Source organism: Streptomyces sp. NPDC053427, from assembly GCF_044544985.1.
Classification (GTDB): Bacteria; Actinomycetota; Actinomycetes; order Streptomycetales; family Streptomycetaceae; genus Streptomyces.
This window is the reverse complement of the sequence record NZ_JBITYA010000017.1, coordinates 59,186-76,562: the sequence shown is the minus strand read 5'-3', so window position 1 is coordinate 76,562 and position 17,377 is coordinate 59,186. Positions and strand designations below refer to the sequence as shown.

The 17,377-nt window shown below is 70.3% G+C and carries 13 protein-coding genes and 1 pseudogene; 3 read left to right on the top strand and 11 right to left on the bottom strand.

Annotation, left to right across the window (positions count from 1 at the left end; all coding sequences use genetic code 11):
* The first annotated feature begins 340 nt into the window (after positions 1-340).
* Together ACIGWZ_RS36520 and ACIGWZ_RS36515 are read left to right on the top strand one after the other, a co-directional pair.
* Positions 341-2,020, top strand: a complete 1,680-nt coding sequence (locus ACIGWZ_RS36520) for an ATP-binding protein (RefSeq protein WP_400071842.1) — start codon at positions 341-343, stop codon at positions 2,018-2,020.
* A complete protein-coding gene (locus tag ACIGWZ_RS36515) occupies positions 2,017-2,691 on the top strand; it encodes a response regulator (RefSeq protein WP_400071840.1) in 675 nt (224 codons plus the stop codon). Before ACIGWZ_RS36520 ends, ACIGWZ_RS36515 begins: the two co-directional genes overlap by 4 nt.
* Before the next feature lie 60 nt (positions 2,692-2,751).
* Here ACIGWZ_RS36515 and ACIGWZ_RS36510 read toward each other — a convergent pair whose 3' ends face one another.
* The 6 genes and pseudogenes from ACIGWZ_RS36510 to ACIGWZ_RS36485 all read right to left on the bottom strand — a co-directional run bounded on the left by ACIGWZ_RS36510 (position 2,752) and on the right by ACIGWZ_RS36485 (position 9,670).
* Positions 2,752-4,356 (bottom strand): cation acetate symporter, encoded by a 1,605-nt coding sequence (locus ACIGWZ_RS36510; RefSeq protein WP_400071838.1) that lies wholly within the window; start codon positions 4,354-4,356, stop codon positions 2,752-2,754.
* Positions 4,353-4,853 carry a DUF485 domain-containing protein gene (locus ACIGWZ_RS36505; protein WP_400071836.1) on the bottom strand — a complete coding sequence of 167 codons (501 nt, stop codon included), beginning with the start codon at positions 4,851-4,853 and terminating at the stop codon, positions 4,353-4,355. Before ACIGWZ_RS36505 ends, ACIGWZ_RS36510 begins: the two co-directional genes overlap by 4 nt.
* A 104-nt stretch (positions 4,854-4,957) precedes the next feature.
* On the bottom strand, positions 4,958-5,632 hold the full coding sequence (locus ACIGWZ_RS36500; RefSeq protein WP_400071834.1) for a response regulator: 675 nt from the start codon (positions 5,630-5,632) through the stop codon (positions 4,958-4,960).
* A pseudogene (locus tag ACIGWZ_RS36495) lies at positions 5,629-6,794 on the bottom strand (sensor histidine kinase). Before ACIGWZ_RS36495 ends, ACIGWZ_RS36500 begins: the two are co-directional and overlap by 4 nt.
* Positions 6,785-7,390: a DUF1453 domain-containing protein gene (locus ACIGWZ_RS36490; protein ID WP_400071832.1), complete on the bottom strand. Its 606-nt coding sequence runs from the start codon at positions 7,388-7,390 to the stop codon at positions 6,785-6,787. Before ACIGWZ_RS36490 ends, ACIGWZ_RS36495 begins: the two are co-directional and overlap by 10 nt.
* A 159-nt stretch (positions 7,391-7,549) precedes the next feature.
* Positions 7,550-9,670, bottom strand: coding sequence for a type IIA DNA topoisomerase subunit B (locus tag ACIGWZ_RS36485; protein ID WP_400071830.1), 2,121 nt, complete (start codon positions 9,668-9,670; stop codon positions 7,550-7,552).
* Between the two features lie 446 nt (positions 9,671-10,116).
* Here ACIGWZ_RS36485 and ACIGWZ_RS36480 point away from each other — a divergent pair, with 446 nt between their 5' ends.
* Entirely contained in the window at positions 10,117-10,347 is a 231-nt protein-coding gene (locus ACIGWZ_RS36480; protein ID WP_362703484.1) for a hypothetical protein, read from the top strand.
* A 122-nt stretch (positions 10,348-10,469) separates the two neighbouring features.
* Here ACIGWZ_RS36480 and ACIGWZ_RS36475 read toward each other — a convergent pair whose 3' ends face one another.
* The 5 genes from ACIGWZ_RS36475 to ACIGWZ_RS36455 all read right to left on the bottom strand — a co-directional run bounded on the left by ACIGWZ_RS36475 (position 10,470) and on the right by ACIGWZ_RS36455 (position 17,364).
* Positions 10,470-11,276: a S1 family peptidase gene (locus ACIGWZ_RS36475; RefSeq protein ID WP_400071828.1), complete on the bottom strand. Its 807-nt coding sequence runs from the start codon at positions 11,274-11,276 to the stop codon at positions 10,470-10,472.
* Positions 11,277-11,412: 136 nt separating this feature from the next.
* Positions 11,413-12,957 carry an RNA polymerase sigma factor gene (locus ACIGWZ_RS36470; protein WP_400071826.1) on the bottom strand — a complete coding sequence of 515 codons (1,545 nt, stop codon included), beginning with the start codon at positions 12,955-12,957 and terminating at the stop codon, positions 11,413-11,415.
* Positions 12,958-13,360: 403 nt separating this feature from the next.
* Positions 13,361-14,356 carry a FadR/GntR family transcriptional regulator gene (locus tag ACIGWZ_RS36465; protein WP_400071824.1) on the bottom strand — a complete coding sequence of 332 codons (996 nt, stop codon included), beginning with the start codon at positions 14,354-14,356 and terminating at the stop codon, positions 13,361-13,363.
* A gap of 120 nt (positions 14,357-14,476) precedes the next feature.
* Positions 14,477-16,450: an ATP-binding cassette domain-containing protein gene (locus ACIGWZ_RS36460; protein WP_400071823.1), complete on the bottom strand. Its 1,974-nt coding sequence runs from the start codon at positions 16,448-16,450 to the stop codon at positions 14,477-14,479.
* A gap of 149 nt (positions 16,451-16,599) precedes the next feature.
* Entirely contained in the window at positions 16,600-17,364 is a 765-nt protein-coding gene (locus ACIGWZ_RS36455) for an NUDIX domain-containing protein (RefSeq protein ID WP_400071821.1), read from the bottom strand.
* Between the last annotated feature and the right edge of the window lie 13 nt (positions 17,365-17,377).

The window sequence follows — 17,377 nt, the reverse complement described above, 5'->3', positions numbered from 1 at the left end:
GTGGATAACTCCGCGGAGGGTCGCCCCGGGACACCCTGAGGTCACATGAGCGTCGTCCCCCGACCACCCTCCGCGTCCGGGCCGACAGGGATTACCGGCCCGGTCCCCTCCACGCTTACTGTTCGTTCGTATGGGCGAGAAGGACGAACCGGCCTCGCGCCCGAGCGGCGCACGGCCCTCGGGCCACTCATTGCGCGACGATGCCCCCACAGAGGTGCCGGGCAGCGCTGCTCGGCGCAGCAGGCCGGCGGCCACGAGAGGCGAGTCCCCAGCCGGCCCGCCGCGCTCCACCAGGCTGCGTCTGGGCTGGCCGCGCCGCGTCTTCTCCCAGGTGCTGCTGATGCAGCTGGCCATCGCCACCGGTGTCACCGCGCTCGCGACCGGCCTGTTCCTCGCCCCGCTCAGCGCCGAACTCGACGATCAGGCGATGCGCCGCGCGCTCGCCATCGCCCAGACCACCGCCGCCGAGCCGCGCCTCGACGACGCCCTGAAATCCTCCCGCCCGACGCAGCACGGACCGGTCCAGAACGAGGCCGAGCGGATTCGCGCCGCCACCGGCGCCGAGTACGTCGTGATCATGGATCAGCGAGGGGTGCGCTGGTCCCACACCGACCCAAACGAGATCGGCCACCACGTCTCCACCGACCCGTCCACCGTGCTCTCCGGCAAGGAGGTCATGCAGATCGATGAGGGCACGCTCGGTCGATCCGCACGCGGCAAGGTCCCGCTGCGCGACGAGAACGGCAAGGTCGTCGGAGCCGTATCGGTCGGTATCTCCTACGAGAGCGTTCAGGAACGACTGCTCTCCACCGTGCCCGAGCTGTTGGCCTACGCGGGCGGAGCCCTCGCCGTGGGCGCAGTCGCCGCCTATCTTGTCGCCCGGCGCCTGCAGCGCCGTACCCACGACCTGGCCTTCTCGGACATCTCCTCGCTGCTCGCGGAGCGTGAGGCGATGCTGCACGGCATCCGGGAAGGGTTCCTCGCGCTGGACAAGCACGGCCGGATCCGCCTCATGAACGACGAGGCGCAGCGTCTCCTCGACCTGCATGCCGCGGACACCGGCCGCCCCTTGGACGAGACCCTGCCACCAGGCCGTACGACCGACGTCCTTGCCGGCCGGGTGTCGGGTGCCGATCTGCTCGCCGTCAGCGGGCAGCGTGTCCTGGTGGCGAATCGCATGCCCACCGATGACGGGGGCGCCGTGGTCACCTTGCGCGACCGCACCGAACTGGAACGGCTGGGACGCGAACTGGACGGCACCCGCGGTCTGATCGATGCCCTGCGCGCCCAGGACCACGAACACGCCAACCGACTGCACACGCTCCTCGGGCTGCTCGAACTCGGGCTGTACGAGGAGGCCGTGGAGTTCGTGACAGAGGCCGTGGGCGTGCACCGGGCGACTGCGGAGCAGGTCACCGAGCGCATTCGCGATCCGCTGCTGGCCGCCCTCCTGGTCGGCAAGGCCACCGTTGCCACCGAGCGCGGCGCCTCGCTGAGCCTCTCCCCCGAGGCGTTTCTGCCCGACCGCCTGGTCGACCCGCACGGCCTGGTCACCGTCCTGGGGAACCTCGTGGACAACGCCCTGGACGCCACGGGCGGCCAGCGGGACGCCCGGGTGGAAGTGGAGGTCCGCGCGGACGGCCGGACCGCCGTCGTCCAGGTCTGTGACAACGGACCTGGGGTGCCGGAGGCTCGTCGCGCGGAGATCTTCACCGAGGGCTGGACGACCAAGGAACCTCCGGCCCATGGGCGGCGCGGCATCGGCCTGGCGCTCGTACGCCGCCTCGCCGAGCGCTATGGCGGCAGCGTCTCGGTCGGCGAGCGCGCGGGAGGCGGCGCGGTGTTCACGGTGACGGTCCCCGATGCGCTGTCCGAAGAGCTTCGGGAGTCGACGCACGAAGCATCGCGGCACGACGGGCGTACGGACGCCGCTGCCTTCGGGACGTCCGGCGCCTCCGAAGGCACTCAGCGCCCGACGGGCGCCGATGACGCAACGGACACCGCGGGAGCCGGCCGATGATCGACGTATTGGTCGTGGACGACGACGTGCGGGTCGCGGAGATCAACGCCGCGTATGTCACCAAGATCGCAGGCTTCCGCGTCAGCTGCCTGGCCCACTCCGCCGCCGAAGCGCTGGCCGCCCTCGACACGCACCCCGTTGATCTGATCCTCCTGGACCACTACCTCCCCGATGAGACGGGACTCCAGCTGGTGGCCGACCTGCGGCGGCGCGGTCTGGTCACCGACGTGATCATGGTGACGGCGGCCCGTGACATCGCGACCGTGCAGGCCGCCATGCGACACGGCGCGCTCCAGTATCTGGTCAAACCGTTCACCTTTGCGGGCCTGCGCTCCAAGCTGGAGGGCTACGCTGCGCTGCACCGTACCTTCGAGAGCGGTGGCCAGGCGGAACAGTCCGAAGTCGACCGGATCTTCGGCGCATTGGGGGCGACCGGTGCGGGCAACGCAGAGCTGCCCAAGGGCCACTCCACCGCCACCGCCGACCGTGTGCGCTCGGTGCTCCGCTCCGCGGACACCCCGCTGTCCGCGCAGGACGTCGCCCTCCAGGCGGGTCTGAGCCGGCAGACCGCCCAGCGGTACCTCAAGCTCCTGGAACGCACCAGCCGGGTCCGCCTCACCCTCAGGTACGGCGAGACCGGCCGCCCCGAACACCGTTACGAGTGGGTCTAGTGGTCGGCATGCAGAGACCGCGCGCGTGCCACCGTACGGCGCAGGCCGGTCACATGACTCCTAGACAGCCCCCGCCCCCGTAAGAGCCCGGACCTCGGTCTCCGCGTGGCGGGCTTCGTCGGCTGCCTCCGGGGAGAGCAGTGTTCCCAGCCAGCCCATGAGGAAGCCCAGGGGGATCGATACGACACCCGGGTTCTCCAGCGGGAAGTAGGCAAAGTCCGGTCCGGGGAAGAGTGCCTCCGGATTGCCGGAGACCACCGGTGAGAGGACGACCAGGGTGAGTGCCGGGATCAGTCCGCCATAGACCGACCAGACCGCGCCGCGGGTGGTGAACCGGCGCCAGAAGAGGGCGTACAGCAGGGCCGGCAGGTTGGCCGATGCGGCGACGGCAAACGCCAGGCCTACCAGGAAGGCGACGTTCAGGTCCCGGGCGAGCAGCGCGAGGCCGATGGCGACGGCGCCGACACCGACCGCCGCGATACGCGCCACGGCCACTTCGCTGCGCTGGCTGCCCCGCGTCGCGCTTCGAGAGCGCCGTAGCGAGGCGTACAGGTCGTGGGCGACGGAGGCGGACGAGGCGAGGGTGACGCCGGCGACCACGGCCAGGATCGTGGCGAAGGCGACAGCGGCCACGACGGCGAAGAGAACCGTTCCTCCGGTCGAACCGGCGCCACCGCCCAGGTGCAGGGCGAGCAGCGGAACCGCGGTGTTGCCTGCCTTGCTGGAGGCGCGGACGGCGTCGCTGCCGAGCAGCGCGGCGGCGCCGAAGCCCAGCACGATGGTCATCAGGTAGAAGCCGCCGATCAGACCGATGGCCCAGACGGCGGAGCGGCGGGCGGAGCGCGCCGTGGGGACGGTGTAGAAGCGGGCCAGGATGTGCGGCAGCCCTGCGGTGCCGAGGACGAGTGCGAGCCCGAGGCTGATGAAGTCGAGCCGGGATGTCCAGTCGCTGCCGTACTTGAGTCCCGGTGCGAGGAACTTGCCTCCGTGGCCGCTGCGTTCGGCTGCGGTGTTCAGCAGTCCATTGATGTCACCGTGAAAGCGAGCCACCACCAGGACGGTCAGTGCGATGGCACCTCCAAGGAGGAGCACGGCTTTGACGATCTGGATCCATGTCGTCGCGCGCATGCCGCCGAAGGCGACGTAGAAAACCATCAGCGCGCCGACGCCGATCACCGTCCAGGTGCGGGCCTGTGCGTCCGCCCCGTCGAGAAGCAGCGCCACCAGGCTGCCGGCGCCGACCATCTGGGCGACGAGGTAGAGCACGGAGACGGTGACGGAGGCGGCCCCGGCCGCGATACGGACGGGGCGTTCGCGCATCCGGGCGGCGACGACGTCGGCGAGGGTGAACCTGCCGCAGTTGCGGACCAGTTCGGCGACCAGGAAGAGGACGACGAGCCAGGCGACGAGGAAGCCGACGCAATAGAGCAGGCCGTCGTAGCCGAAGAGCGCGATCAGTCCGGAGACGCCGAGGAAGGACGCGGCGGACATGTAGTCACCCGCGATGGCGAAACCGTTCTCCATGGGTGAGAAAAGCCTGCCGCCGGCGTAGAACTCCTCGGCTGAGCCATGCCTGCGGCGGCTCGCCCAGGTGGTGATCGCCAGGGTGACGGCGATGAACGCGCTGAACAGGACCAGCGCCAGGGTCTGGTGGTCGCCGGTCACCGGGCGTTCCTTCCGGTCAGTTCCTGGGTCTCCCAGCGGATGTCGAGCGCCGCGCTGTCCCGGCGCAGCCTGGCATGCCGCGCATAGGCCCAGGTGAGCAGGAAGGTCGTGGCGAACTGTCCGAGTCCGGCGAGCATCGCGACGTTGAGCGCCCCGGCGACGCGGTGCGCCATCAGACCTGGCGCGGCGATGGCCGCGATCACGTAAGCGAGGTACCAGGCCAAGAAAAGGGCGGTGGCGGGTACGACGAAGCGCCGGTAGCGGCGTCGTACCTCCTGGAAGGCGCCGCTTCGCTGCACCGCCAGGTAGACCTCTCCGTGGGACGCGGACCGCGGCAGTGGCACCGGGGCGGGCGTTTGCACATGGCCCGGCCGGCACCGTTCGTCCGTCGCGCCGTCGTGCCACTCGCCCCGCCCGGAGGCGGGCGTCTCGTACCCGGGGTCGTGGAACCGTACGTCACCCGGCTCGCCGGCCTCTCGGCCGTCCTGCTTGTCCACCGAACACTCCTTGTTGCACGGGCTTGCAGACCGTGGGCACCAAGGATGGACAGAAAGGAAGATCCGGGACGCTTCATTCCGAATGCTTCACTGAATCAGGTGGGTCATCCGGGCGGCTGTGCGAGGCCGTGGCGGTAGGCGTAGTGGATCGCCTGGGCCCGGTCCCGCAGCCCCGCCTTGGCGAAGAGGTTGTTGATGTGGGTCTTCACGGTCGCGGTGGAGACGTGGAGAGTGCGGGCGATCTCCGGGTTCGACTGCCCCTCTGCGACGAGGCGCAGCACCTCCGTCTCGCGGACGGTCAGCCCGTCCGGGGGCCCGACCGCGGGCTGTGGCCTGGGCCGTACGGGCTCGGCGATGCGCTCGAGTAGGCGGCGCTGGATCTTCGGCGACAGCCCGGCTTCGCCGGAGAGCACGTCGTCGATGGCGCGGACGATCTCGTCGCCGTCCGCGTCCTTGGTCAGATAGTCGCGGGCGCCGGCCTGGAGGGCGGGGAAGAGCGAGTCGTCGTCGGCGTAGGTGGTGAGCACCACGACCTGGGTGCCCGGATGGTCCGTACGGATGCGGCGGGTCGCCTCGACGCCGTCACAGCGTGGCATCCGCAGGTCCATCAGGACGACGTCGGGGGCGAGTTCGGCGACCATACGGACCGCCTCCTCGCCGTCTGCGGCGGATCCGACGACCTCGATGCCCGGCAGCAGCCCCAGCAGCATCACGATTCCCTCGCGCACCACCGTCTGGTCGTCGGCGACCACAACGCGTGCCGCGGCGCGTGCCGTCATGCGGGCACCCTCAACCGCACCACGAAGCCCTCCTCCGCGGGACCGGACTCCAGCGTTCCGCCGAGGAGTTCGGCGCGCTCCCGCATCCCGAGCAGACCGTACCCGGAGCCGCTCCGCGCGAGCTCGGCGGGCGCGCCACCGCCGCCCGAGTCGCGTACCTCGAGCCCCACGTCGCCGTCCGCGTACTCCAGCCGCACGCTCACCCGGGCGCCCGGCGCGTGCTTGCGCACGTTCGTCAGCGCCTCCTGGGCCACCCGCCGCAGCGCGAGCCCCGCTTCCGCCGGTACGACCCGCCGCTCGCCCGTGACGTCCAGCTGCGCGCCCTCAGCGGCCACCAGGCGGCACAGGAAGTCCTCGATGGGGTCATGTCCCCACGCAGGGCTGAAAGCGCCTCACGCGTCCCGTCAAGCCCTTCTCGGGCCATTCCCCGGCACGCGATCACCCGCTCCAGGATCTGATCGCGGTCGGCCTCGAGGTCGGTGCTGCGTTGGATCAGTTGCCGCGCCGCCTCCAGGTGCACCAGCTGGGCGCTGAGGCTGTGGGCGAGGACGTCATGGATTTCGCGGGCGATCCGGCCGCGTTCGGCCAGCGCCGCCGTCTCGGCCTCGGCCGCGCGGGCGGCGCGTTCCTGCGCCAGCAGCCGCTGGGCGTTGCCGCGCGCCTCGGCGTCCAGCCGTACGACATAGCCCGCCAGCGCGAGGCCCGCGACGGTCGTGGTGGTCGTCAGCCAGCTGTCGGTGTTCATCGTGGCGTACGCAGCGAGGGCGGCGGCCGAGCACGGCAGGGCGACGCTCAGCGGCAGCCGCTCCATCGCGGTGATGGCGCATGCGCACCACAGGACGATCGCGGCCGGCCGGGCACCGGCGAGTGCGAAACCGAAGGCCGCCGCCTCCAGGAGGAAGAACAGGCCGATGGACGGCCACAGGCGGCGTGCCAGCGTCATGCGGAAGAAGCCGCGGAACACCAGCACGGTGACCGCCATCGCGGCGGCCGCCGCCACCAGGCCCCAGCCGCTGAACGTCCGTCCCCCCAGGGTGGCCCACGCCAGACCGACCACCACCAGGACGCGGATGCCCCGGCCGATCCACAGCCGGCCTCCGCCGAGGCCCTCGCGCGACAGCGACTCCCGCAGCGGCCAGCTCGTCCAGGCGTTCAGCGGCACGTACGGTCCTTCGTCGGTGTCCGGATATCGGTGTCCGGCCCCGAGGCGTCCAGCCCGGCGCCCGGGGGTCCGGATCGGCGCCCGAGGCTCGGGGCCGGGCAGGGGCATCGGCCCGCGACAGGGACACGGTACGTCCGCTGGGCGGTCCGGGCCCGCCAGGAGAGGACGCCGGCCCGGGAGAGCAGCATCGCGGCGATGGTGAGCGTGAGGGCCGGGCTGCCCTGGTGGACGCCCATGAGCCGGGCGACGGCCAGGAGGCCGATGCGCACCGCCATCCCGCACAGCCACACGCCCGCCGTCACCCAGCCACCCTTGGTCCACACCTCACCGTCCGTGTCCGTCCAGATCCGGGTGGTCCAGGCCCAGGCGGCGCCGCCGGCGAGCGCCACCAGGAGTTCCGCACCGAGGAGGAGGACGGAGGCCGTGTGATGGTCGGGGTCCACCAGGCCGGGCTGCCGGCATGCCACGACCGCCAGGACGACGGGGATCAGCCACCACTTCTTGCCCTCCGAGGTGATGCGCTGCGCCGTGAACTGCCGGACGAATACGAGCACGACAACCGCGGTGATCACAACGATGGTGAGCACGCCGCTCATGGTCTGGGCCTCCGTGGGACGGGGAATCGACGATGTTCCCGACGCTACGGAGAAGGCCTGGCCGGCCGGATCGGAGCAGGGGTGGGCCCCGGGTGGAAATCGCCACGGGCGCCTCTCCACCCGGGGGTGGAGAGGCGCCCGTGGGGAGGAGCGGCCGGCTCAGGTGTCGATGCGCGAACGGTCCAGAGTGGACGCGGAGTTGGTGATGAACTCCTTGCGGGGCGCGACTTCGTTGCCCATCAGGAGGTCGAAGGCCTTCTCCGCCGCCTCCAGATCGCTGATGTTGATCCGCCGCAGGGTGCGGTGCCGCGGGTCCATCGTCGTCTCGGCGAGCTGGTCGGCGTCCATCTCACCCAGGCCCTTGTAACGCTGGATGCTGTCCTTGTAGCGGACGTTCTTGCGCTGGAGCTCGAGCAGCGTCTGGCGCAGCTCGTTGTCCGAGTAGGTGTAGATGTACTTGTCCTGGCCCTTCTTGGGGTTGGTGAGTTCGACGCGGTGCAGCGGCGGGACCGCGGAGAAGACCCGGCCCTGTTCGACCATCGGCCGCATGTAGCGCTGGAAGAGCGTCAGCAGCAGGCAGCGGATGTGTGCGCCGTCGACGTCGGCGTCGGCGAGGAAGATGACCTTGCCGTAGCGAGCGGCGTCGATGTCGAAGGTCCGGCCGGATCCGGCCCCTATGACCTGGATGATGGAGCCGCACTCGGCGTTCTTGAGCATGTCCGAGACCGACGACTTCTGGACGTTGAGGATCTTGCCGCGGATCGGCAGCAGCGCCTGGAACTCGGAGTTGCGCGCCAGCTTCGCGGTGCCGAGCGCCGAGTCACCCTCGACGATGAACAGTTCACTGCGGTCGACGTCGTCGCTGCGGCAGTCGGCAAGCTTGGCCGGCAGGGAGGAGGACTCCAGCGCCGTCTTCCGCCGCTGGGCCTCCTTGTGCTGACGGGCGGCGATGCGCGTGCGGGCGGCGGCGACGATCTTCTCCATGACGGAGCGCGCCTGCTGCTTGTCGTCCCGCTTGGTGGAGGTCAGGAACGCCTTGAGTTCCCGGCTCACCACCTGGGCGACGATCCGCGAGGCGGCCGAGGTACCGAGCACCTCCTTGGTCTGGCCCTCGAACTGCGGCTCGGCGAGCCGTACGGTCACCACCGCGGTGAGGCCTTCCATGGCGTCGTCCTTGACGACGTCGTCCTCGGCGACCCGCAGCAGCTTCTGCGTGCGCAGTACCTCGTTGACGGTCTTGGTGACCGAGCGCTCGAAGCCGGAGACGTGGGTGCCGCCCTTGGGCGTGGCGATGATGTTGACGAACGACCTGACCATGGAGTCGTAGCCGGTGCCCCAGCGCAGCGCGATGTCGACGCCCAGTTCCCGGGTGACTTCGGTCGGTGTCATATGACCGCGGTCGTCCAGGACCGGCACGGTCTCCTTGAAGGTGCCCTGTCCGGTCAGGCGCAGGACGTCGCAGACGCCCTTGTCCTGGGCGAGGTACTCGCAGAACTCGCTGATGCCGCCGTCGTAGCGGAAGGTCTCTTCCGTCTTGCCGGCGCCGTCGATGCCGCGTTCGTCACGGACGACGAGGGTCAGGCCGGGCACCAGGAAGGCCGTCTGGCGGGCGCGGGCGTGCAGCGTCTCCAGGGAAAGCTTGGCGTCCTTGAGGAAGATCTGCCGGTCGGCCCAGTAACGCACCCGGGTGCCGGTCTTCGCCTTGACGACCCGCTTGCCCTTGATCAGGCCGTTGCCGGGGTCGAAGGGGGCGTCGGGTCCGGATTCGGTGAAGACGCCGGGGACGCCGCGGCGGAAGCTGATGGAGTGCGTCTTGCTGTTGCGGTCCACCTCGACGTCGAGCCGCGCGGAGAGCGCGTTGACGACCGAGGCGCCGACGCCGTGCAGGCCGCCGGAGGCCGCGTACGAGCCGCCGCCGAACTTTCCGCCGGCGTGCAGCTTGGTCATCACGACCTCGACGCCGCTGAGCCCGGTCTTGGGCTCGACGTCCACGGGGATGCCGCGGCCGTTGTCCCGTACCTCCACCGACCCGTCGTCGTGGAGGATCACCTCGATGTGGTCGCAGTAGCCGCCCAGCGCCTCGTCGACGGAGTTGTCGATGATTTCCCACAGGCAGTGCATCAGGCCGCGACTGTCCGTCGAGCCGATGTACATGCCGGGACGCTTGCGGACGGCCTCCAGACCCTCGAGGACGAGCAGATGCCGCGCGGTGTAGTTGGAACCGTCCCGGTCTGCCCCGGTCAGCACTGCGGTGGACGGCACGGACATCTCGGCGGTCACGCGGTTCGCTCCTCGCTGAATTTCTGGCAGTCCGCATTCCGCGGACTCGGTTGTGGCGGTGTCGCCGGTGAGAGGGTACCGAGGCCTGGTAGAGCCGATGTGACGCCACCCGTAAGCACGTCCATCGTAGTAAAGTTTCGTTCAGTTGTTCGATCCCTCGATAGTATGACGTCCCAGTGACGTGCACATCACGTTCCCTTCGAGGCATGAACCATTTAGGCTCCGGGCACGTCCTCATCAACAACCGGCAAGCCAGCCGGGAGGGCAGACCCCGACAACCGATGTGAATCAGACCACCACGCAATACGGCTCATTCGCCGCCACCCGGCAGCACCCGGCCACCTCGAAGAATTTTTTTTCGAGGAAAAGGCACAAGCGGGAACGTTTTCGGCCTGGTTGGATGTTGACCCTGGTACGACAGCTCGTCGAGCTAGAGAAGAGGCGACGTGACTACTGTTCTGACACCCGCGAGCCCGCTGACGGCCGCTGACCGCTGCGACCGCTGCGGCGCCCAGGCATACCTGCGCGTCGTCCTGATGTCCGGCGGCGAACTGCTCTTCTGCGCCCACCACGGTCGCAAGTTCGAGCCAGAACTCAAGAAGATCGCCGCGGAAATACAGGACGAGACGGAGCGGCTGACCGCTTCTCCGACGTCCGCGTCCGAAGAGGAACGCTGACACTTCGCATCCACGACGAGCGAGCAGCGGCCTGAGGCCGTGCGGCGGGCGGTTCCCCCGGCACAACCGGGGAGACCGCCCGCACTCGTACGCTCCACCGTGCCCTCGCGCTCTGCGCCTGTTCACCCTGCGCCGTGCCCGGCCACCGCGGGAAGCAGCGCCGAGGCACGCGTATAGACGCCGGGACTGCCGGCCTTGCCGCAGCCGGTCCCCCACGACACCAGCCCCACCAGGCGTCCGCGCACGACCAGCGGCCCACCGCTGTCCCCCTGGCAGGCATCCCGCCCGCCCCCAGGCTCCCCCGCACACAGCATGGATTCGGGCTTGTACGTGCCGTCGGCGTTGCCGGGATAGGCCTTGGCGCAGACCGAGTCGTTGAGCACATTCACATCGGCCGACCGCAGCCGCGAGGCGTAACTGCCCTCGCCGGTCATGTCGCCCCAGCCGTAAACGGTGGCCTCATTGCCTGCCTGGTAGGCGGTGTCCTCTTGGCGCGCTATCGGAATCGGCCGGTTTCTGACCGGCTTCTGCAACGTGAGGACGGCCATGTCGCCTTCGTTGGTCCAGCTGTCATATCCCGGGTTCACCCAGACCTTCGCGGGCTTGAGTTCAAGGCCACCGCCCTGGGTGAGGTTGTCGCGCCCGATGACGATCCGCAGATCGGTCACCTGCTGCCAGGGCACGCCCAGCACCTCCCTGCTCAGACAGTGTGCGGCTGTCACCACCGTCGAGCTGCCGACCAGGACACCGCCGCAGAACTGTCCGGAGCGCGCGGTGCCGAACCGGTTGTGGGAAGCAAGGGCGACCGCCCATGGGCTCTGGGAGAGCCGTACCGGCGTGCCGCCGACCACGGAATCGTCCGCGGTCGCGGCTGCCGGCACGGCGAAGACCAGTGCGAGGGCTCCGAAAACGGCGTGGGACGGACGCATACGGACTCCTGACTCTGGGGACAGTGTCGCCCACCCAGAGTGACCCAAACGGAGGTCCCCCGCACCCGGACGGCCGCGAGCCCGGCCCCTCCACGAAGGAGGAACCGGGCTCGCGGGGCGGTCCGTGCCCGTTCGGCTAGTCGAGGTAGTCGCGCAGCACCTGGGAGCGCGACGGGTGACGCAGCTTGGACATGGTCTTGGACTCGATCTGACGGATCCGCTCGCGCGTGACGCCGTAGACCTTGCCGATCTCGTCCAGCGTCTTGGGCTGTCCGTCGGTGAGGCCGAAGCGCATGGAGACCACGCCGGCCTCGCGCTCGGAGAGGGTGTCCAGCACGGAGTGCAGCTGCTCCTGCAGAAGCGTGAAGCTGACCGCGTCGGCCGGGACGACCGCCTCGGAGTCCTCGATCAGGTCACCGAACTCGCTGTCGCCGTCCTCGCCCAGCGGGGTGTGCAGCGAAATCGGCTCGCGGCCGTACTTCTGGACCTCGATGACCTTCTCGGGGGTCATGTCGAGTTCCTTGGCCAGCTCCTCCGGGGTGGGCTCACGGCCCAGGTCCTGGAGCATCTGGCGCTGGACGCGCGCGAGCTTGTTGATGACCTCGACCATGTGGACGGGGATGCGGATGGTGCGGGCCTGGTCGGCCATGGCGCGGGTGATGGCCTGGCGGATCCACCACGTCGCGTAGGTCGAGAACTTGTAGCCCTTGGTGTAGTCGAACTTCTCGACCGCACGGATCAGACCGAGGTTGCCCTCCTGGATCAGGTCCAGGAAGAGCATGCCGCGGCCGGTGTAGCGCTTGGCCAGGGAGACGACCAGCCGGAGGTTGGCCTCCAGGAGGTGGTTCTTGGCCCGGCGGCCGTCCTCGGCGATGATCTCCAGCTCGCGCTTGAGCTTGGGCGCGAGCTTGTCGGAGTTCGCCAGCTTGTCCTCGGCGAACAGGCCCGCCTCGATGCGCTTGGCGAGCTCGACCTCCTGCTCGGCGTTGAGGAGCGGGACCTTGCCGATCTGCTTGAGGTAGTCCTTGACCGGGTCGGCGGTGGCGCCGGCCGCGGCGACCTGCTGCGCGGGAGCGTCGTCCTCGTCGTCGTCGGACAGGACGAAGCCGGCGTTCTCGGCGCCCTCCGGGGCATCGGCCGCCTCGCCCTTCCCGGGCGTCGGGGTCTCCTCGGTGGCCTCGTCGTCGAGCAGCTCGTCGACGTCCTTCTTGGCCCCCGCCTTCTTGGCGGTGGTCTTCTTGGCGGTTGCCTTCTTGGCGACCGTCTTCTTGGCGGCGGTCTTCTTTGCCGCTGCCTTCTTGGCAGGCGCGGACTCGGTCTCACCGGCCGGGTCCGCCATGGGGGCGGCCGCGGCGGTGGCCTTCTTCACCGTGGCGGTCTTGGCCGCGACGGTCTTGGTGGCGGTGCGCTTTGCCGGGCTCTTCGCTGCGACGCTCTTGCGGGTGCGCTTGGGCGCCTCTGCGGCACTGACCATCAGCGTCACACCCTCCTCGTCGAGGATCTGGTTGAGGCTGCGCAGAACGTTCTTCCACTGGGTTGGCGGAATCTGGTCAGCCTCGAAGGCCCGACGCACGTCATCGCCGGCGATCTGCCCATCAGCCTTTCCCCGCTCGATGAGCGCCATCACAGACTCGGACTCGGCGATCTCCGGCGGGAGCGTACGGGATGTGCTGGCCGACACGAACAACCTCTCGGAACGATGGAAACGGCTTCCGGCCCCGTCCTGTGTGGATCGGAGCCGACGACCGCCGGTAGGGATGGACCGACGGCGCGGGGGCGGCCGGGGAGTTGAACAGCGTCACGAACGCCGTCCGTATTCCCTCCTCGGCCATCACCTCTTAAGTCATCGCGCTTCCCCGTGGAGCGTTACGCCCAATCCGCGTGGCCCGAGTCACACCCCATAACGACCCATTCCCAGTCATATGACATGCAATCCTCCTAAGGTCCATCGTCGGACCCGGGCGACGCCCCGGATCCGACGATCTCGCGTGCCTTCGACACGTACGGAGCACCCCGCCCGTAGGGGGCGCGTGGCAACCGGCCGCCGCGGCGCCTACGGTCCGTACGCATTCGGGTACGGGCCCTCAGTGCTCGCGGGGCGCGGGGACGACGTGGTCGACGGGCGTCCCGGAGCCCTGGGCGCCGGCCTCGCTGTGGGCGGCGAGGAGCTGGCGCATCGCGGACTCGGCCGCCGTGGCGTCGCCGGAGCCGATGGCGTCGACGATCCGCATGTGCTGACCCACGGACGTCTCGATCGGGCGCTCACAGCCACCGGACGGGCCACCGGAGACGTGCAGCGCGGAGCTGACGATCCCGGAGAGGTGCTCGAGCATCCGGTTGCCGGCGAGCGACAGCAGCAGGGTGTGGAACTCGACGTCGGCGCGGCCGAAGGTCACGGTGTCGCCCTGGGCGGCGGAGTGGCCCATGATCTCCACCATGTCGGCGAGGCGCTGCTGGATGTCCTCCCGGGCGTGGCCGGCGGCGAGGCGGGCGGCGAGCGGCTCGATCGTCCAGCGCAGCTCGCACAGCTCGCGGCGCTGGTCGTCGCGCTGCGGTCCGTAGGCCCGCCACTCGATGATGTCGGGGTCGAGGAGGTTCCAGTCGCTGACGGGGCGGACCCGGGTGCCCACGTTGGGGCGGGCGCTGACCAGGCCCTTGGCCTCGAGGACGCGCAGCGACTCGCGGACGACGGTCCGCGAGACCTCGAAGCGCTGGCCGATCTCCTCGGGGACGAGCGGGCGGTCGGCGCCGAGATCGCCGGAGACGATCATCTGTCCTAGCTGCTGTACGAGTTGGCCGTGCAGGCCGCGGCCGCGGCTGCCGGCCGCGCGGCGGCCGACCCGGCCCATCTCTGCTTCGGAACCGTCCCAAACCGGCGAGACGCGCTCGGTGCGATCCACGCCTGCCGCGTTCACGGCGGCGTTGGCGCCGTTGGCGTAGGGGTAGCGGTCAAGCTCGCCCGGACCTGCGAGGCCGGTGTCGCCGGGGCGAGCCGCGGTCATCATGGTGTGCGCAAGGGTACTCACGCATCCTTTGTCGGCGACACCCTGAACACCCTTGAGGTCTTTGGTGAAAAGCACACGAAAGGGTGATCGCCCGTCATCTCTCAATTGACGCTTTATCGGAAAGAAATGCGCCGCCTGCGGTGAGTTGTGGACAGCGGCGCAACAACGGGGCTGCGAAACGGGCGTCATACGGCGTCAGCGTGCCCATCCGCGGAACATCGTGAGGGCATACGCGCAGACCAGGGCGGTCAGCGACAACGCCATTGCACTGCCCACGGGTTGGGTCGCAAGTCGCATGGCGACGGATACGGCCTGATCGATTCCGGACGGCCACTGATAGAGAGCCGACGACCCCAGTCGCCCCGGGAGTCCCGCCAGTGACCGGGCTGCGGGCTCGGCGGCCATGCGCTGCACGAGCGGCAGAACGACGACGGGTACGGCGAGCACGGCGGCCAACCCCATTGCGGTGGACCGGAATACGCCGGCGGCCAGTACGCCCGCCCATGCGCAGGCGATCAGCAGGCCCGTCCAACCTGCGGCGAGAACAGGCCATTCGGTGATGCTGGTGACTGATTCCGGCCCGAACAGGAAGCGGACACCGGCCTCGTCGGCGGTGAGCACACAAACACCGAGAGCCAGCGCGGATGCGCCGCTGACGAGAAGTTTGGCGACAAGCAGTGCGAGACGGCGGGGAACGGTGCCGCGTTCGGGAGCCAGTGCCGGATATCGGAACTCCTGGCCGAAGGAGAGTGCTCCCAGGAGTCCCGCGCCGAGTGCCGCCGGAGGGAAGGGCAGTTGACGGGGCCAGCCGGTGAGTACGCGGGACACCGGGGCGTCGCCGAGCCGGGCCAGCAGCAGCGCCAGGCCCAGGGATACGAGCACGGAGGCGACGGTCACGAACAGGCCGGTGCGGTCGCTGAGCGAGCGGCGCAGTTCATAGCGCAGCGGCCAGGCCGGGCCGGGTGCGGGCAGCCGGGGGATGACGAGTTCCTCCACGACCGGCGTCGAGGAGCGGGCCGGGCGGGCCGCGGGGACGGTGGCCCCGATGATCGGGAGGGTCAGGGTGTCGGACACGGTGTCCGTGCCTTTGGGGGCGATGGCGGCGCGGGCGGCCTGGAGGACGCGGACCATCGGCGCGGGGGCGGGAGCGGGAGCCGAGGCTGGGCCGGGAGCGGGCGCGGGGTCCGCATCGTCCGGGGGCGATGTCGCGGACGGGACATCGGCGGTGGGGCCGGGTGAGCGGCCGTCGGCGCGGTGCAGCGGGGTGACCGGGCTGGTGTCACCGACCTCGTCGGCGAGCTGGTGCACAAGGATGCCGTGCCGGAAGGCGGCCTCCCCCACCGCGGCGCAGCTGCTGCCGTAGACGGCGAGGCGGCTGCCGCTCTCGCGTACGACCTCGATGGCCCGGCCGACGACGGGGTCCGCGGCGTGGTCGGCGCGCTGGGACTCGTCGACGAGAAGAGTGGCGAGGCGGTCGGCCTGCGGGGAGCGGACGGCCACCCGCGGTCGCAGGCGGGTGCGGGCGAAGTCGGCGGCTTCCTGATCGGCGACAAGTCGACCTTCTGCGAGGGTGACCACACGGTCGGCGATCCGGGCGGCTTCCTTGGCGTCACGTGAGGTGACGAGGACGGCGCCGCCTTGTGCGGCGTAGCCGCGCAGCAGGCCGTGCAGCCATGCCGCTTCGCGCCGGGTGACTCCGTCGCCGGGTTCGTCGAGCAGGAGGGTGTGGGGGTCACCGATGAGCGCCGACGCCAGGCCGAGCCGGCGGTCCATCCCGCGGGAGAACTCACCCAGACGCTGGTCCGCCAGGCCGCTGAGGCCGACGAGCTCGAGCACGTCGTCGGCGCGGGTGACCGGGACGCCGGCGGCGGCGCTGAGCATGCGCAGATGGGTGCGGGCCGTACGGGACGGGTCGGCGGGGGTGTCGCCCAGGAGGACCCCGATTTCGCGGGTGGGGTTGGGGATGCGGTGCAGGGGGCGGCCCCGGAAGAGGGCGACGCCGCGGCCGCGTTCGAGTTGCAGCATCAGGCGCAGGGCGGTGGTCTTGCCCGCGGCGGCGCCGCCGAGGAGGACGGTGACCTTGCCGGGCTGCGCCTCGAAGCTCAGGTCGTCGACGGCGGACGGGAGTTCGCCGCGGGGTGCGCTGGTCAGTCCGATGGCCTGGATCATCGCGTCCCTCGCGGGGCGTGAGACCGTTCGGCGGGGGCTGGGGATACGAGAGGGCTCACCCGGCCAAGGTAACGCGATATGTCCTATTTACCCGTAATTGCCGAGTGGTGATGTTCCGTCGTGTCCCGCCCGGTCGCTCGCGCCCCGGCTCAGACTTCCGGACGCAGCATCGGCGGATTGAGCAACGTGGCCCCGCCGGCCCTGAACAGCTGGGCGGGTCGGCCGCCCTGACGGGTCGTCGTACCGCCGGTGGGCACCAGGAAACCTGGGGTACCGGTCACCTTGCGGTGGAAGTTACGGGGGTCCAGCGCGACGCCCCAGACCGCTTCATAGACCCTCCGCAGCTCGCCAACGGTGAACTCCGGCGGACAGAAGGCCGTGGCGAGGGAGGAATATTCGATCTTCGAACGGGCGCGCTCCACGCCGTCGTCGAGGATCTGCGCGTGGTCGAAGGCCAGCGGCGCCGACAGCTCGCCGTCGCGGCCGTGCGTACCGTCGTGGTCGAGGAGGGTCTCCACCGGTGCCCAGCGCGCGCTGTGGGCGTCGCCGCCGGCTCGCGGGGCGGGCAGGTCGGGGGCGAGGACGAGATGCGCGACGCTGACGACCCGCATGCGGGGGTCGCGCTTGGGGTCGCCGTAGGTGGCGAGCTGTTCGAGGTGCGCGGCGTACGCGGGCGGCGGTCCCGTCGGGGACTGGGCGTGCAGGCCGGTCTCCTCGGCGAGTTCCCGGGCGGCCGCGTCCACGAGGTCCTCATCAGCCCGGACGAACCCGCCGGGCAGCGCCCAGCGGCCCTGGAACGGCGGCTCGCCGCGACGGACGGCCAGGGCGCACAGCGCATGGCGGCGCACGGTGAGCACGACCAGGTCGACGGTGACGGCGAAGGGCGGAAAGGCCGACGGGTCGTAGGGAGGCATGCCCGCGATCATA

Coding starts and splice junctions, on each gene's coding strand:
- ACIGWZ_RS36520 (WP_400071842.1), top strand. CDS start 341: ATGCAGCTGGCCATCGCCACCGGTGTCACCGCGCTCGCGACCGGCCTG.
- ACIGWZ_RS36515 (WP_400071840.1), top strand. CDS start 2,017: ATGATCGACGTATTGGTCGTGGACGACGACGTGCGGGTCGCGGAGATC.
- ACIGWZ_RS36500 (WP_400071834.1), bottom strand. CDS start 5,632: ATGACGGCACGCGCCGCGGCACGCGTTGTGGTCGCCGACGACCAGACG.
- ACIGWZ_RS36490 (WP_400071832.1), bottom strand. CDS start 7,390: ATGAGCGGCGTGCTCACCATCGTTGTGATCACCGCGGTTGTCGTGCTC.
- ACIGWZ_RS36475 (WP_400071828.1), bottom strand. CDS start 11,276: ATGCGTCCGTCCCACGCCGTTTTCGGAGCCCTCGCACTGGTCTTCGCC.
- ACIGWZ_RS36460 (WP_400071823.1), bottom strand. CDS start 16,450: ATGATCCAGGCCATCGGACTGACCAGCGCACCCCGCGGCGAACTCCCG.
- ACIGWZ_RS36455 (WP_400071821.1), bottom strand. CDS start 17,364: ATGCCTCCCTACGACCCGTCGGCCTTTCCGCCCTTCGCCGTCACCGTC.